At 39.7% G+C, this 15979-nt stretch carries 12 protein-coding genes; 5 read left to right on the top strand and 7 right to left on the bottom strand.

The genetic code is table 11. The features are described 5' to 3' along the window. Positions 1-4 precede the first annotated feature (4 nt). Together B4N43_RS17495 and B4N43_RS17490 are read right to left on the bottom strand one after the other, a co-directional pair. On the bottom strand, positions 5-3019 hold the full coding sequence (locus tag B4N43_RS17495) for a TAT-variant-translocated molybdopterin oxidoreductase (protein WP_286735776.1): 3015 nt from the start codon (positions 3017-3019) through the stop codon (positions 5-7). 37 nt (positions 3020-3056) lie between these two features. Further along, positions 3057-4319, bottom strand: coding sequence for a cytochrome c3 family protein (locus tag B4N43_RS17490; RefSeq protein WP_070563536.1), 1263 nt, complete (start codon positions 4317-4319; stop codon positions 3057-3059). Between the two features lie 499 nt (positions 4320-4818). Between B4N43_RS17490 and B4N43_RS17485 the strand changes: the two genes are divergently transcribed. Further along, entirely contained in the window at positions 4819-5199 is a 381-nt protein-coding gene (locus B4N43_RS17485; RefSeq protein ID WP_376749019.1) for a methionine-R-sulfoxide reductase, read from the top strand. Here the strand turns inward: B4N43_RS17485 and B4N43_RS17480 are convergent. Continuing rightward, on the bottom strand, positions 5189-6199 hold the full coding sequence (locus B4N43_RS17480; protein WP_075991038.1) for a LacI family DNA-binding transcriptional regulator: 1011 nt from the start codon (positions 6197-6199) through the stop codon (positions 5189-5191). The two genes, B4N43_RS17485 and B4N43_RS17480, sit on opposite strands and share 11 nt — an antisense overlap. 147 nt (positions 6200-6346) lie before the next feature. Here B4N43_RS17480 and B4N43_RS17475 point away from each other — a divergent pair, with 147 nt between their 5' ends. Together B4N43_RS17475 and B4N43_RS17470 are read left to right on the top strand one after the other, a co-directional pair. Continuing rightward, positions 6347-8629 (top strand): GH92 family glycosyl hydrolase, encoded by a 2283-nt coding sequence (locus B4N43_RS17475; RefSeq protein WP_120333529.1) that lies wholly within the window; start codon positions 6347-6349, stop codon positions 8627-8629. A 77-nt stretch (positions 8630-8706) separates the two neighbouring features. Then, positions 8707-9033 (top strand): DUF493 domain-containing protein, encoded by a 327-nt coding sequence (locus B4N43_RS17470; RefSeq protein WP_070563528.1) that lies wholly within the window; start codon positions 8707-8709, stop codon positions 9031-9033. Between the two features lie 87 nt (positions 9034-9120). Here B4N43_RS17470 and B4N43_RS17465 read toward each other — a convergent pair whose 3' ends face one another. After that, positions 9121-10068, bottom strand: coding sequence for a hypothetical protein (locus tag B4N43_RS17465; RefSeq protein WP_286735775.1), 948 nt, complete (start codon positions 10066-10068; stop codon positions 9121-9123). An 84-nt stretch (positions 10069-10152) separates the two neighbouring features. Then, the gene (gene pnp / locus B4N43_RS17460) at positions 10153-12339 is read right to left on the bottom strand and encodes a polyribonucleotide nucleotidyltransferase (protein ID WP_075991035.1); all 2187 of its coding nucleotides are present in this window, start codon (positions 12337-12339) and stop codon (positions 10153-10155) included. Positions 12340-12509: 170 nt separating this feature from the next. Between pnp and B4N43_RS17455 the strand changes: the two genes are divergently transcribed. After that, entirely contained in the window at positions 12510-12752 is a 243-nt protein-coding gene (locus tag B4N43_RS17455; RefSeq protein ID WP_286735774.1) for a hypothetical protein, read from the top strand. A 211-nt stretch (positions 12753-12963) separates the two neighbouring features. Here B4N43_RS17455 and rpsO read toward each other — a convergent pair whose 3' ends face one another. Next, positions 12964-13242: a 30S ribosomal protein S15 gene (gene rpsO / locus B4N43_RS17450; protein WP_046674145.1), complete on the bottom strand. Its 279-nt coding sequence runs from the start codon at positions 13240-13242 to the stop codon at positions 12964-12966. Between the two features lie 104 nt (positions 13243-13346). Beyond that, positions 13347-14558: an acyltransferase family protein gene (locus tag B4N43_RS17445; RefSeq protein ID WP_286735773.1), complete on the bottom strand. Its 1212-nt coding sequence runs from the start codon at positions 14556-14558 to the stop codon at positions 13347-13349. 228 nt (positions 14559-14786) lie between these two features. Here B4N43_RS17445 and B4N43_RS17440 point away from each other — a divergent pair, with 228 nt between their 5' ends. Continuing rightward, positions 14787-15953 carry an ROK family protein gene (locus tag B4N43_RS17440; protein ID WP_286735772.1) on the top strand — a complete coding sequence of 389 codons (1167 nt, stop codon included), beginning with the start codon at positions 14787-14789 and terminating at the stop codon, positions 15951-15953. Positions 15954-15979: the final 26 nt, after the last annotated feature.

Genomic DNA, 15979 nt, shown 5'->3' with positions numbered 1-15979 from the left:
AAGATTACGCCTCAAAAGTGTTTCTAACTTTTGTCATATAACCGATACCCGGTTGAACATTGATTTCCTCAAGTACGTAATAAACACGCTCGTTGCGTAATGCTTTAGATACTTCTGATTCTGGATCATTTGCATCACCAAAGATAATTGCATTTGCAGAACATGCTTGTTGACAAGCCATTTGGATATCGCCATCTTTAACTTTGCGATTTTGAATCTTAGCTTGTAATTTACCTGCTTGAATACGTTGGATACACATTGAACATTTCTCCATTACCCCACGTGAACGAGTAACAACATCTGGATTCAATACCAATTGTGTGAACTCATTGTTCAAGTAGTTGTCAAAACGTGAATCATTCCAGTATGCAAACCAGTTGAAACGACGAACTTTGAAAGGACAGTTGTTCGCACAGTAACGTGTACCAAAACAACGGTTATATGCCATATGGTTCAAACCTTCTGAAGAGTGTACTGTTGCCAATACTGGACAAACCGTTTCACAAGGTGCGTGACCACAGTGTTGACACAACATCGGTTGGTGAACAACAGTGATATCTTCGAAATCTAAATCAGCCGAAGCTCTTGCAATTTCTTTCTCTTTTGTAAGATCTTGATCTTTTCCTTCGATTGTATAGTAACGGTCAATACGTAACCAGTGCATTTCACGACGACGACGAACCTCATCACGACCTACAACAGGAATATTATTTTCAACGTTACAAGCAACGATACAAGCACCACAACCTGTACATGCGTTCAAGTCGATCGCCATCACCCATTTGTGACCAGGTTGCTCATATTTGTTCCACAAATCGTATGTTTTGTGATTATCTGTAAAGCGTCCTGCCTCAGAATTAGGATCTTTCAGATATTTCGCAAATGTCGTTTCACGAATAACGTTACGACCTTCGATCGTGTGGTGCGTTTGTGTTTGTGCCAATTGGTAAGTACCAGACGCTTTCGCTACAGTTGCTTTAGCAACACCTTGTACTGTACCATTGATGATAGATGCAAAAGGGAATGCGTTTTTACCAACTTCATTACCTGCTTTACCAACTTTTGTACGGCCGTAACCTACAGCAACTGAAACTGTTCCTTGTGCTTGACCTGGTTGTTGTACAACTGGCAATTCCAATTCAACACCATTTGCTTTTACAGTTACTTTACCATCTTCACCCAAACCTAATTTCTCAGCATCTTTCGGGTTAAGAGCAGCGTAGTTGTCCCAAGTTACTTTAGATACCGGGTCAGGCAACTCTTGTAAATAAGCGTTGTTCGCGTAGCGACCGTCACGAAGTGCAGAAGGCTCATAAAGTTTCAATTCAAACTCACCGGTAATCGCTTTGCTTGATGCCTCAATTGCCGAAGCCGCTGCTGCAGCATTTCCTGTAAATGCAGGAGCTGTTGCCGCTTTAGCACCTTTATATTCAAAACCAGTTTGCAATACAGCATCCCAGTTTTTCGTAGAACCTGCTAAGATTTGTGTAGACCACAAGTTCTTAACGAAGTTGTACATATCGGTATCATTTCCTGCCCAAGTCAACAAGCTTTGTTCAACTTGACGTGTTTTGAAAACAGGATTGATTGTTGGTTGAACGATAGAGAACAAACCTTCTTTTGGATTCGCATCACCCCAAGATTCCAAGAACGTACTTGCTGGAGCAATCGCTGTCAATTCAGAAGCTGTTTCATCCGCACGTTGCGAAAATGATAAGGTGAAAGGAACTTGTTTCAACGCTGCTTTTACATCATCTGCTTTGAAGTAGTCATACACCGGGTTGCTATTCAAGAAGAACGCAACACCAACTTGACCTGATTTCGCTGCTGCTAAGAAAGCTTGGAACGAAGAATCCGAACCTTGGTATTGTTTAGAATAGTTATCCAAATCGATGATTGTACCGTAAGCACCTAATGCAACGTTGATTGCATTAACCAATACCTGTACATTGACATCGTTAGATCCAGCAACAACAACTGCTGCGCCTTTGCTGTTCACCAATTCTTTCGCTGCTAGAGCGACACCTTTTTGTGCTTTTTTGTTTGCAGTAGCACCAGCCAAAGACTGACCAGTGATTGCATTATATAAAGCAACCAATGTAGCACCTTCTTCCGAAGGTTTGATTGCGATACGTGCATCCGCATTTGTACCCGTCATGGAAAGACCAGACTCAAATTGCACGTGACGTGACATTTTGCCGTTTTTCAACGATTTATAATCACGGTTTTTAGCATATTGTTGTGTCTGCTCCTCACCTGCTAACCAAGTTCCTAAGAAATCAGCTGCAACGGAAACAATCACATTTGCCTTTTCAAAATTGTATGAAGGGACAACAGCTTTACCAAATGAAGCTTTATTCGCCTCGATAATACCGCTGTAAGAAACAGCATCGTATTGTACATGGTTAACTGTTGGGAATTTCGTTGCGAAAGCAGCGATGGCCGCCAACGTTGAAGGGCTGTTTACGGTGTTAGAAACGATCGTAATTTGTTTACCAGAAGATGCTGCTGCATTTAAAGCTTTAACAACTTCCCCATCCAATTTAGACCACTCAACATCTTGACCTTTCAATTGCGCCTGTTTCAATTTGGACTCATCATATAAATCCAATACAGAAGCAGCAGTCGTTGAATCCAAACCTTGGTTCAAACCAATTGCATTCGGGTTAGGCTCAACATTGATCGGACGACCTTCACGAGTTTTAACCAAGATGCTTTGACCGTTGAACGTCGAAGCATAATAGTTAGGGATACCTGGAGTTACCTCTTCAGGTTTAATCAAATAAGGAACTGCCTTATGCACAGGAGTACGGTTACAAGCCGCTAAAGAAACAGCACCCAAACCAAATCCTAATGCTTTCAAGAAGTCACGGCGAGGAGTTTTAGTACTCAAGCCAGCTTCGTTTAATACATCTTCTACAGGAATAGATTCGGCAAACTCACCCTTGCTTCCTTCAACGAAAGCAGGAGTTTGATTTAACTCTTCCAAACCTTTCCAATATTTTTTATTGCTATCCATTTAAGCTGTATATAAGATTGCGTATTTCAAATAATTATTAATAGTGACACTTACCACACTCAAGACCACCGATCATGGCTGCAGTCATTTTCTCACCTTTCTTAATTCTTTCGTGTGCTTTAATCAAATCTTCATAGTATTTGTTATCCGATTTGATATCTGTCTTTTTGTGACAATCAACACACCATTTCATCGTCAATGGAGAGTATTGGTATACTTCTTCCATATTTTGGATTGGACCGTGACAAGTTTGACACTCAACACCAGCTACCACAACGTGTTGTGAGTGGTTGAAGTAAGCAAAGTCAGGTAAGTTGTGAATACGAACCCATTGAATTGGTTTCGGATTGTTACCGTAAGTACGCGTATCAGGATTCCAATCCAATGCACGATAGATTTTAGCAATTTCCGGAGAAATCTCACCATCATAATGCTCTGAAGCAGTGATTGTATTGTGACAGTTCATACATACGTTGGCCGATGGAATAGACGCATTTTTAGATTTAAATGCTCCACCGTGACAGTATTGACACTCAATTTTGTTAACACCAGCGTGGATTTGGTGCGAGAACTTAATTGGCTGAACCGGCTGATAGCCTTGGTGAACACCAACGTTCCACATTGTTTTCCAACCGCCTACAGCTAATAATGCAACTAACATCAAGACTGTAAAGCCAACCAACTTCTTGTTTTTAACGAATGCTTTCGCAAACTTCACAAAACGTTGGCTATCTTCTGGCTCTTGTTGCGCAGCAATAGCTTCTTGGTTTTTAGCAATTACATTTTCTAAGGTACGGATCACACGATTCAACACCACGATAACGACAACAGCCAAAACAACAACTGCGATCAAGCCCAAAATCATGAACATAGACGCGTTATCATCTTTAGCTCCAGCGCCACCAGCAGCAGCCTCTTTCGGTTTCTCCTTAGAAGCATCGGTGATATACGCTAATACCGACTTGATCTGATCGTCAGATAAATCAGTAAAAGAAGTCATCACAAGCTTGTTGTTCTCTTCGAAGATTTTAACTGCATCAGCATCGCCAGACGCAATTAAAGCCTGAGAGTTCTTGATCCACTTGATTAACCAAGCTTCGTCTTTCGTCTCTGGAATCCCCTTTAAAGCAGGACCAACCACTTTTCTGTCAATGGCGTGACAGGATGTACACTTAGATTTGAAGATTTTTTCACCTTCCTTGACATCTTGCGCATGCAACGTCGTAACGGCAAATAATAGCATCAAACTCGTTGACACCACCCTCGCAAGGCTTCCCAAAACGGATGAGATAGTTCTCATATTTAGCACTTTATACTATTTATTTGTGAATGTAAAAAATTAACTCCCATGGTTAAAGGAGCCACTACCCCCCTAACAATGCCACAAAAGTATGATTTATTAACAAATCGCTGACAATTTTGTGACCTTTAATATCAATTTATAATCATTCTAAACAAATGCGTTTAAACGAGGATAAAACAACATTAAACTATTAAAGCGGTCCCATCGCTACAACTTTTCATTTGGATAGCTACTCAAATATAAGACAATTCCATGACAATTTAAAATACTCAAAATAGCGGATCGCAGAAGACACAAAAAGTTTTTTTTCATCCTAATTTCCGTACCTTTATAAGACGAATGGAGAACTTTATCAAGACGAATGGAGATCTGGTCAGGGTCAAGTCCCAAGCTAACAATAAAAAAATCTGGATGATGTCTTTATATAGGAGGAATAGTTCATCCCTGTTGGGTAGTTCCTAGTAAAGCCAGCTTCAAGACTAAACACACGACAATCATGGAAACTAACAAAGAATACAACCCCTTAAGTAAAGAAGAGGAATACATTATTATACATAAGGGAACTGAACGGCCTTTTACCGGTGAACTTTTAGACAATAAGCTCAAAGGAACTTATATCTGCCGCCGTTGTGACAGCCCACTATACCGTTCGGAGTCAAAATTTGAATCAGGCTGTGGCTGGCCAAGTTTTGATGATGAAATTCCCGGGGCAATTACAAGGATCACCGATGCCGATGGTCGCCGCACTGAAATCCTGTGTAGTAGATGTGGCGCGCATTTGGGCCATGTATTCCTCGGAGAAGGCTTTACGACAAAAAACACGCGTCACTGCGTTAATTCTATTTCAATGAAATTTGTGGCCGATACTACGAAGTAACTTTCACTTTAGTCGACTCACGAACTTTCAGTTCACAAGGCAACACCATTCTACGTGTTGCTTTTATTTTACCCTGAAGACGAAGCAACAAAATATTGATCAGATTCTCAGCAATATCCTTGATCGGCTGCGAAACAACCGTAATAGCAGGTTCGACCAGCTTAAAAACCGTATGGTCGTCAAAAGCAATCACCGCCGGCATCGTAAAATTAAATTTTTTGGAAGCCTTCAAACCCGAAATCGCCAGATAGTTTGTGGAGAACAAAACAGCATCCAGCCTATTTTCACAGATAAACTCCCGCAATAGTTCCATTGCTTCTTCATCCGAAGCATCCATCTGAATCTTTTGAATAAAACTTTGTTGCTTATTATTATCCATAGCCTTCATATAGCCATCTGAACGCTCTTTCATTTGAGTCTGATCCGAATAGAGCGATACAAATCCGATACGTCTATAACCCTGTTGACACAAATGGTTACTGGCATCAAAGGCTCCCTGAAAATTGTCCGCACCTACATAGTCTGTTTCAAGACCCGGAAAATAACGGTCGAAGAGCACAACCGGAATATTATTTTGCTGCAACTGCTTTACTGTATCTTCCAAACCATCGGAAGGTGTAATAATAAAACCATCTACCTGCCGATCGTAAAACATCTGGATTAACTCCTTCGCCTTTTCTACATCATTGTTGGTGCTACAATAAATAATACGGTAGCCCTGCTCATAGACCTTACTTTCGATCAGACGTGCTATATTCCCAAAAAAAGGATTGGAAATATCTTCGATAATCAAACCTAGAATCTTCGTCTTCCCTGTGCGGAGACTTTTTGCCAATTCGTTGGGCTTATAGCCAACCTTTTTGACATAGTCCAGAACCCGCTTAGTCAAAGCCTCACTAATACGCTTTTCTTTTGCCTTATCATTCAAAATAAAGGACACAGTAGTTACAGAAATCCCCAACGCCTTTGCGATATCACTGATCAGAATACGTTTCTTCATGTAGTAGTAGTAGGTTTGTTAAGTTTTTTATTACGAAGCTTACTAAAGTAAAAAATTTAACGACAATTTACTAAAATAATAATAAAATTGCGCTAAAAGGTTTTATTTACTAATTTTAAGCAGTTTTCAAATACCCGAACAAAACCTATGACAGGAAATAAACTACTCAAAACAGTGTTGGGCACAATAATTTTGCCATTTTGCGCGCAAGCCCAGCAAAATCTTACACAATATGTCAACCCCTTTATTGGGTCAGCGGATCATGGTCACGTCTTTGTTGGTGCAAATGTACCTTTAGGTGCTGTACAATTGGGACCTACCCAAATTCCACAAATTTGGGACAAGTTCAACGGATGGGACTGGTGCAGTGGATACAATTACAAAAGCCAGGAAATTTTGGGTTTTACCCATACCCACCTGAGCGGAACAGGTATCGGTGACCTCAACGACCTCATGATCGTTCCAGCCAACGGAAAATTACAATTAACGCCAGCGGAATTCAATAAAATGAATACAGGTTATGGCTCTTCCTTCAAAAAGGAAAATGAGGTTGCCAAACCCGGATTCTATAGCGCTTATTTAGATGACTATCAGGTACAGGCCAATTTGACGGCAACCGAACGTGTAGGTTATCATCAATATCGCTATGAAAAAACAGACAATGCACATATTTTGGTCGACTTAGGTTACCATATCAATTGGGATAAACCGACAGACACCTACATCAAACAGGTTAACGACTCCACCTTTGTTGGTTATCGCTTTTCAACAGGATGGGCAACTGACCAAAAATTGTATTTTGCGATCAGAACTTCTCAGCCGATACAAAAAGTAAGATTTTTCGACGGTAAAGAAGAAAAATTAGGCCAAACAACATTTAAAGGACAGGCAATCAAAGCGGCTTTATTCTTTGATGCTGTTAAAAACAAAACCATCGAACTTAAAGTCGGTATTTCTCCAGTAAGCTCGACCAATGCCCTGAACAATATCAATGCAGAAATTCCAAACTGGAATTTTGAAAAAGTTAAGCAAGAAGCGGATCAACGTTGGAACAAAACCTTAAATAAGATTCAATTTGAAGCCGACAAAGATACGAAGACAATCTTCTATACGGCATTATACCATACCTACTTCGCTCCTACCATCTTTAACGATGCAAATGGCGATTATTTAGGAACTGACAAACAAGTATACGAGAAACAGGATTTTGTCAACCATACGGTATTTTCGCTTTGGGACACTTACCGCGGACTTCACCCGTTGATGACCATCCTAGAAGACCGTAAAATCAACCAGGACTTTATCAAAACCATGTTGGCTATCTATCAACAGCAAGGTAAATTGCCAATGTGGCACTTACAAGGTAATGAAACCAACACCATGGTGGGTCTACCTGCGATTCCAGTGATTGCAGACGCTTTCTTAAAAGGAATTATTGACGAGAAAGATTATCCGTTGGTTTGGGAAGCTGTAAAGACAACAGCCATGGGCAACGATCACGGCCTGAAATATGCACGTGAACTGACTTACATTCCGATCGACAGCATGCCGAATGAATCTGTAGCATGGGCATTGGAATATGCGATTGCTGACTTTGGTGCTTATAAAATTGCCGAAAAATTAGGCAAAACAGAAGACGCGGCCTATTTCAAAAAACGCTACAAACTATACGAGCAGTATTTTGACAAAGAAGTAGGTCATTTCGTCGGTAAAAAAGCCAATGGCGAGTTCCGCAGACCTTTCGACCCATTGATGGCCAAACACCGCGAGAATGATTATTGCGAAGGAAATGCATGGCAATATACCTGGTTAGTACCTCAAGATGTCAAAGGTCTGATCAATCTTTTCGGTGGTGAAGATAAATTTTTGAAAAAACTGGATTATTTTACGACCATGTCATCGGATCTTGGTGGTGAAGCTTCTCCAGATATTTCAGGACTAATCGGCCAATATGCGCAAGGTAACGAACCAAATCACCATATCCCTTATTTATATGCTTACGCAGGACAACCTTGGAAAGGTGCAGCCTTAGTCCGTAAAGCGATGACAGAGTTTTACACAAACAGTCCAGCTGGTCTATGTGGCAATGATGACGTCGGACAAATGAGCGCATGGTATGTGTTCTCAGCAATGGGCTTCTATCCACTGAATGCAATGAGTGGTGTTTATGTCTTCGGATCCCCGATGATGCAACATGCGAACATCAATTTACCAAATGGCAAAACGTTAGCTATCGATGTTAAAAATCAAGGTAAAGCAAATCAATACATTAAATCGATCAAATTGAATGGTAAACCTTATGCTAAGTCGTTCATTACACATGCACAGCTTTTAGAAGGTGGACAGATGGAAATCGAGATGAGTGCTACGCCAAACAAAAACTTTGGTAAAAACAAAGCCGATTGGCCTTCAAGCATTGACAATAATTAACTGAAATATTGTCAGTAAAACATTACTGGATTAATATTTGTTAATACCTTAATAACATATTTAAGGAGAAACAAAACATGGCAGATTACAAAAACATCAATATACAAGATATCCCTGACGGAGGTGATAATCCAAAAGACTTCTATGAAACTTTTAAAGAGCGCTTAGAAGATTTAGAAACATTCCCAAAGGACTATACGTATAAATTTATCTTACCAAAAGATCAGGACCACTTCAATCAGATCCAAAGCGTATTTGATGACACAGGTGCTCAGTTTGATTTTAAGGATTCCAAAACAGGTAAGTATACTTCAATTACGGTAAACTTGAACGTAAAAGACGCCGATCAGGTAATCTACTTCTACAAAGAAGTGGCGAAGATAAAAGGTGTTATCATGTTATAGGTGTTATCATGTTATAAAAGAATAAATCAGGCTGTCGAATTGACAGCCTGGTTTGTTTTCTGATCTACATATTAGCTTAACTCCTCCCTATTTCAGCATAACGACATCAAGCCAATAATCGCCGCTAAATCTTTTACTACCATGGTGTAGCTTGAATAGATTAACAGCAGCCTCCTCATTTAAAAAATCCAAAATGCGTTTGACGTCCCGTCGGGCAGCAAACAGTTTCCAGCTATTTTTCCGATCATAAAAAAAAGACATTTGTCCATCCACGCTATTCCAAGCCCTACCCAGCGCATATAACTTCGTTTCACTAAACAGTATATTAAAATAGTCTTTATATACCGCGCAATCGAGCGTAATCTCTTTATTTTTATTAGCCATCCAGTCAAATCGATACGAACAATACATTGGATTCCCATAGTAAATACCAGGTTTATGGGGAATCTTGGCCTCCTCAAAAAATTCCTTGAGCAATTTCACTACTTCTGGCTCGCCATCGTATGCTAAGGGCACAGCACTAAGCTCACGATCCATATATAAGGTAAAAGAAGACAAATTGAGGCCCCAGCGTCCTTGATGATCCAATAAAAACTTGGACAAACGCTCGACAAGCGGTGACATCCCACCTCTGAATGAGCCTTGCACGGAAAGTGCTTCAAATGGTCTCGCCTCGTTATATTTATAAGGGCTTTCATACACATCCATCACAAAGCGATTATATTCCCGATCAAAATTAATGTAAAGCTCGTCTGTCATTGAATCTCTGATAGCTTTATCCTTTAAGATTAACCTATTAAGAGGCCAAAATAAATCCTGTTTATAGGACCACAAAATGGCACGATCCAGTTTATAAAACTCATAACGCCCCTTGGCCAAGATCATATTATTTTTAGTTGCATAATGCTGTACAGTGGCAGATAGCTCCTGGAATTTATCCCCATAAGACCGCTGACCATACACGGTCACATACATGAGGACAAACACCAAAATCTGACCAGGTTTAAACAGAAACAAACGAAGTATACTTTTCATAGGATAAAGATGCAGGTAAGCCTTATTTTCCATAAAAAAAGCCCGCTTAAAGCGAGCTTTTCATATCATTTGAAAGGAATAAACCTATTCTTGTCCAGCACCAGCTACAGGAGCTTCACCGGCAGGTTTATCCTGCTTTGGTTTGTCTTCTTTCGGAGGACGAGGCAATAAGGCTTTACGCGAAAGCTTCATTTTACCTTGTTTGTCGATATCCAACAATTTAACCGTTACTTTATCACCTTCTTTGAAGATACCGTCCATTGTTTCAAGACGTTTCCAGTCGATTTCAGAGATGTGCAATAAACCATCTTTACCAGGCATGATTTCAACGAAAGCACCGAATGGCATAATTGATTTCACTTTACCTTCGTAAGTTTCACCAATCTCTGGTTTAGAAGCGATTGCTTTAATACGACCTACTGCATCATCGATAGCGGCTTTATTATCTGCGAATACTTGAACAACACCCTTGTTATCAACTTCTTCGATCGAAATTGTAGCACCGGTCTCACGTTGCATCTCTTGGATAATTTTACCACCTGGTCCGATTACAGCGCCAATAAATTCTTTATCGATCAACAATTGAACGATACGAGGTGCATGTGGTTTGTAATCTTCACGTGGAGCAGAAATTGTTTTCTTCATTTCACCTAAGATGTGTAAACGCGCTTCTTTTGCTTGATCCAAAGCTTGCGTCAACACTTCCCATTTCAAACCATTGATTTTTAAGTCCATTTGACAAGCAACGATACCTTTTTCTGTACCAGTTACTTTAAAGTCCATATCACCTAAATGATCTTCATCACCTAAGATATCCGATAAGATCGCATACTTACCTGTTTTCTCATCAGAAATCAATCCCATGGCAATACCTGAAACTGGCGCTTTCAATTTCACACCGGCATCCAAAAGTGCTAATGTACCAGCACATACCGTAGCCATTGAAGAAGATCCATTTGATTCCAGGATATCAGAAACAACACGGATCGTATATGGATTTTCACTGTCTGCAGGAAGTACCTGTTTCAATGAACGCATAGCCAAGTTACCGTGACCAACTTCACGACGGCCAGGACCTCTATTAGGTCTTACCTCACCTGTAGAGAATGCAGGGAAGTTGTAGTGAAGAATAAATTTGTTATAACCGTTGATAAAAGCACCATCGATCATTTGCTCATCGTCTTTAGCACCTAAAGTAACCGATGTCAATGATTGTGTTTCACCACGTGTAAATACAGCCGAACCGTGTGCAGCAGGCAAGTAATCCACTTCAGACCAGATCGGACGTACAGTACGTACATCACGGCCATCTAAACGCATACCTTCATCCAAAACCAGGTTACGGACAGCATCATACTGAACATCGTGGAAATATTTTTTAAATAAGAATGCGGTATCATCATCCAATTCCTCTGGCATTGTTGCTCTGTACTCTTCCGCGATTTTTGCGAAGTTCTCAGAACGGTCATGTTTCGCAGAAGCAGATTTTGCAATAGCATAAACCTTATCGTAAGTAGCTGCAAAAATAGCATCTCTCAATTCAAGGTTTTCAGGCTCATGGTTATACTCACGCTTCACAGTTTTACCAACTAAGTTAGCCAGCTCTACTTGAGCAGCAACTTGTTTTTTGATAGCTTCATGAGCAAAAGCAATTGCTTCTACCATTTCAGCTTCAGAAATCTCTTTCGCTTCACCTTCAACCATACCGATATCCTGTGCAGAACCAGCAACAATAAACTCTAAAGTTGCATTTTCAAGCTCAGACAATTTTGGGTTGATGACCAACTGACCGTCAATTTTCGCAACACGAACTTCAGAAATTGGTCCATTGAAAGGAATATCAGAAACAGCAATAGCTGCAGAAGCAGCCAAGCCCGCTAAAGCATCAGGCATAATATCTTTATCTGCAGAGATCAAGCTGATTGCAACTTGTGTATCTGCGTGATAATTTTCAGGGAACAAAGGACGTAATGCACGATCTACCAAACGTGAGATCAATACCTCATAATCTGACAATCTAGCCTCACGACGTAAGAAACCACCTGGAATACGGCCAGTTGCCGCATATTTTTCTTGATAATCTACAGAAAGGGGTAAAAAATCAACGCCAGATTTCGCTTCTTTAGCTGAAACAACTGTTGCAAGCAACATCGTATCACCTTGTTTTAATACTACAGCCCCATCAGCCTGTTTTGCCAATTTACCTGTAGACAATTCGATCTGGGTGCCATTACCCATATCGATGGTCGTTTTAATTTCGTTGTAATTCATTTAATCTTGTTTGCGACATGCTTTTCATCTTGTTGGCAGCATGCCAATATTTTAAATACATTAGATTTCAGCACAAAGGTAAATTAAAATATTAAGATTAGTGCAATTAACAGCAGGCTAAATCATCAAACCATCGGAATACGGCAGCAACCGCCTTAATCTGTCAAGCAATGAATCAATTGAAGTCTTCTCAAGTTCTCTTATTTCTCGAAAAAGGCTTCCAAAGGCTTATCAATTATAACGAGGAATCTAGCCTGTCGCGTAGTATAAAACAATATAAGACAAGTATAAAACATGGCTATCATTTTCTGAGATTCCTCGGTGCTTCTTCGGTACTTGTTCGGAGCTTGTTCGGTACTTCTTCGGTTGGAAGCGAAGAAATAGCGAGCAAGCTCCGAGGAAAAAGCGATTAAATAAAGACTAAATAGTGAAACTGAAGTAAGGGATAAATAGGCCAATGTCGTCCGCTAACCTAAGAAAGTCCTGAACAACTACAAAAGGCCATGACGAACAGAAAACGACCATGCTGACGCGAAAAATACAATAACAATTCGGGCACGATAAACACAATAAAAAAAGCCATCCAAAAATTGGATGGCTTTCTTAACACCTTTGTATTAAAGCTTATTTGATAATATCACGTAAACCTAGACCTTTAATGATCGCACGATAACGGTTGATATCTTTTTTGTAAAGATAAGCTAATAATGAACGACGTTTACCTACTAACATTTGTAGGGCACGTTGTGTACCGAAATCTTTTCTGTTTTTTTTCAAGTGCTCAGTTAAGTGAGCAATTCTCTTAGTGAATAAAGCAACTTGACCTTCAGTAGATCCTGTGTTTGTAGCTGATCCAGCAAATTCTGCGAAGATATCAGCTTTGTACTCTTTACTTAAATACATTTCCTGAATAATATTAAAGCGTTAAAAATTTTATTAATTGGCTGCAAAGATAGCAAAAATCTTCGGTTGCCAAAATAATTTAATAAGCAAAGGTTCAGCTACTACTAAACCTTTACGTAGATTTTCTTCTTGTCCAACCAATAGCAGATTACCCACATCAACGTTAAGAAACATAGCGAATAAACAAAAGAACCAACTTCTGGTATCCCAGGCACTTTCGCGCAAATATATTTATAAAACCAGGCAAAAGCGTCGAGGTATTTTTGTGTACCATCCTCTTTTACGCCATCAGGAATACGGAACAATCCCAAAAAGCGTGGTAGAATACCGCTCAGTACAAAGATGAATAACGGATTTTTACCAAAAACATCAAAAAACTGTGTCAATTTATTTTTGACACCCTGCACTTCAATAAACCAGATCATACCACCGAGTGTCATGGTTGCCAAACCTGTTGTATAGAGCACATAGGAACTCGTCCATATTTTTTTATTGATCGGAAAACCCAAGGCCCATATCCAAGCCAATACGACCAAAATAAATCCGGTCACAAACATTCCCGCCAGCAATTTAAAATGAGGCTCACTTGAGGCCGGCACTTTCGTCCACAGCCAATCCACCTGACCTTGCTTTTTAATAAATACACCAACTAAATAGCCAAAGACAACCTGAACAATTGTCGGCAAGGTACTCATCAGCCCTTCAGGATCAAATGGCACCCCCTCCCCTTTGTAAACATGCGGTAAACCTAGGATTGCTATATCATACTTTGTACCGAACCAGCCCTCCAAGCTATAGGGATCTGCTCCTCCGGCTATTGCACAGATTGCCCAATATAACAACAGTATGATTGCCGAGATCCAGATAATCGTTTTTTCTTTAAAATAATAAGCTAAAATCGAAGCAAAACAATAAGCAACTGCGATGCGTTGGAGTACACCGAAAATCCGGATTCCCCGGCTCGGATCCGTTCCGTCCACCCATTGTTTAAAAACCAGCTCCGCACCATCCCATTTCACAAAAGGCCACCAATTGATGAAAAGTCCAATCGCAAAAATCAAGATCGTCCGTTTAATTACTTTTTGCCAAAATACTGCAGGTCCAGCCTCCTGTAAACGAGGTATAACAAAAGACATGGCATTACCTACTGCGAAAAGAAAAAAAGGAAAAACCAGGTCTGTAGGTGAACATCCATGCCATTCTGCATGTTTTAGCGGTGCAAACATATGAGCCCATGTACCCGGATTATTAACCATAATCATCAGTGCCACAGTAGCTCCACGAAATACATCCAAGGAGTAATAGCGTTGTTTCATAATCAGATTGTATAATTAAAAGGTAAATATAACGTATTTACCCTTCATTTTTATGCGCAATCCACAATTTAATGGCATAAACAGGAAGGTATATTGTTACAGAAAAAATAAAAAAAACAAAGCGTAACGGTAACTTTTTAAAGTTTTTTAAAAAGTATTTTGATCTTATATACGATTTAACATATCTTTAACAAAAGTTTAATCAACTTTTAGAAACCACACAAACTGATGGAAAAAGAAATACTGAAAAACCTTTATTTTGATTCTGCGCTTTCTATTGCAGAGTTGGTCAAAAAACTCGCCAAGAGTACACCTTCCATCACAAAAATAATCAATCGTTTACTCGAAGAAAAGATAATTGTTGAATGTGGTTTTGCAGAATCCACTGGTGGAAGACGTCCTTTACAGTTCGCCATTAATCCAGCGCTGAATTTTTATATTTTAACGATTTCAGCCGATCAGCATTTCTCTACATTTACCATTACCGATCTCAATCAGCAAAAAGTCATCGAACACCGCGATATTCCTTTAGAATTAAAGGCTAGCAATTCTTCTGATTTACTATTGGGTGAAATTGAATCGATTTTAGAATTATCGGGAATCAATAGCAATAAAATAATTGGCATTGGTCTTAGCATGCCGGGATTTGTAAACTCCGAGCTGGGTGTCAATGAATCTTATCCCCATAATCATCCGCTATATCGCATAAAAGATAGCATAGAAGCAAAATATCAGCTATCTACTGTCATAGAAAACGACTCCAGATGTATCGCTATAGCAGAGAAAGAGTTTGGGGCGGCTAAGGGTATTGATCATTCGCTGATTATCAACCTAAATTGGGGAGTAGGATTGGGTATTATTATTAATGGCTCCGTTTTTAAAGGAGAGTCTGGTTTTGCGGGAGAATTTAGCCATATCCCACTTTCGGATGACAACACCTTATGTTCTTGCGGAAAAAGAGGGTGCCTTGAAGTGGAAGCGTCGTTGGATGCTGCCATTCGAAGCACGGAAGCTGATATCCAAAATAACGAATATTCAATTTACAGCACCTTCGTAAAAAGCAATCTCAACAAAATAGATGCTTTAATTGAAGCGTCGAATGTAGGCGATCAAATCGCGATCAATAATTTAGGAAAAATAGGTTACATGCTAGGTAAAGGCATATCAACACTTATCCATATTCTTAATCCAAAACAAATTATTGTCAGCGGAAGAGGTGCAGAATTAGGAAGGATTCTGAATCCGCAAATACAAATTGCCATCAATGAATTTTGTATCCCCGAGATTGCAAAAACAACGAATATCCGGATGTCAGCTTTAAACAAACACGCACAAATCAAAGGCACTGCAGCAATTGTAGTCGAAAACCATATCAATAAAATTTTAATTCAATAAATAACCACACTAATCATTTACTTATT

It is taken from the genome of Sphingobacterium sp. UBA1897 (assembly GCF_002337775.1).
Lineage (GTDB): Bacteria > Bacteroidota > Bacteroidia > Sphingobacteriales > Sphingobacteriaceae > Sphingobacterium > Sphingobacterium siyangense.
The sequence above is the reverse complement of the archived record's forward strand: the minus strand, read 5'-3'. Positions and strand labels throughout refer to the sequence as shown.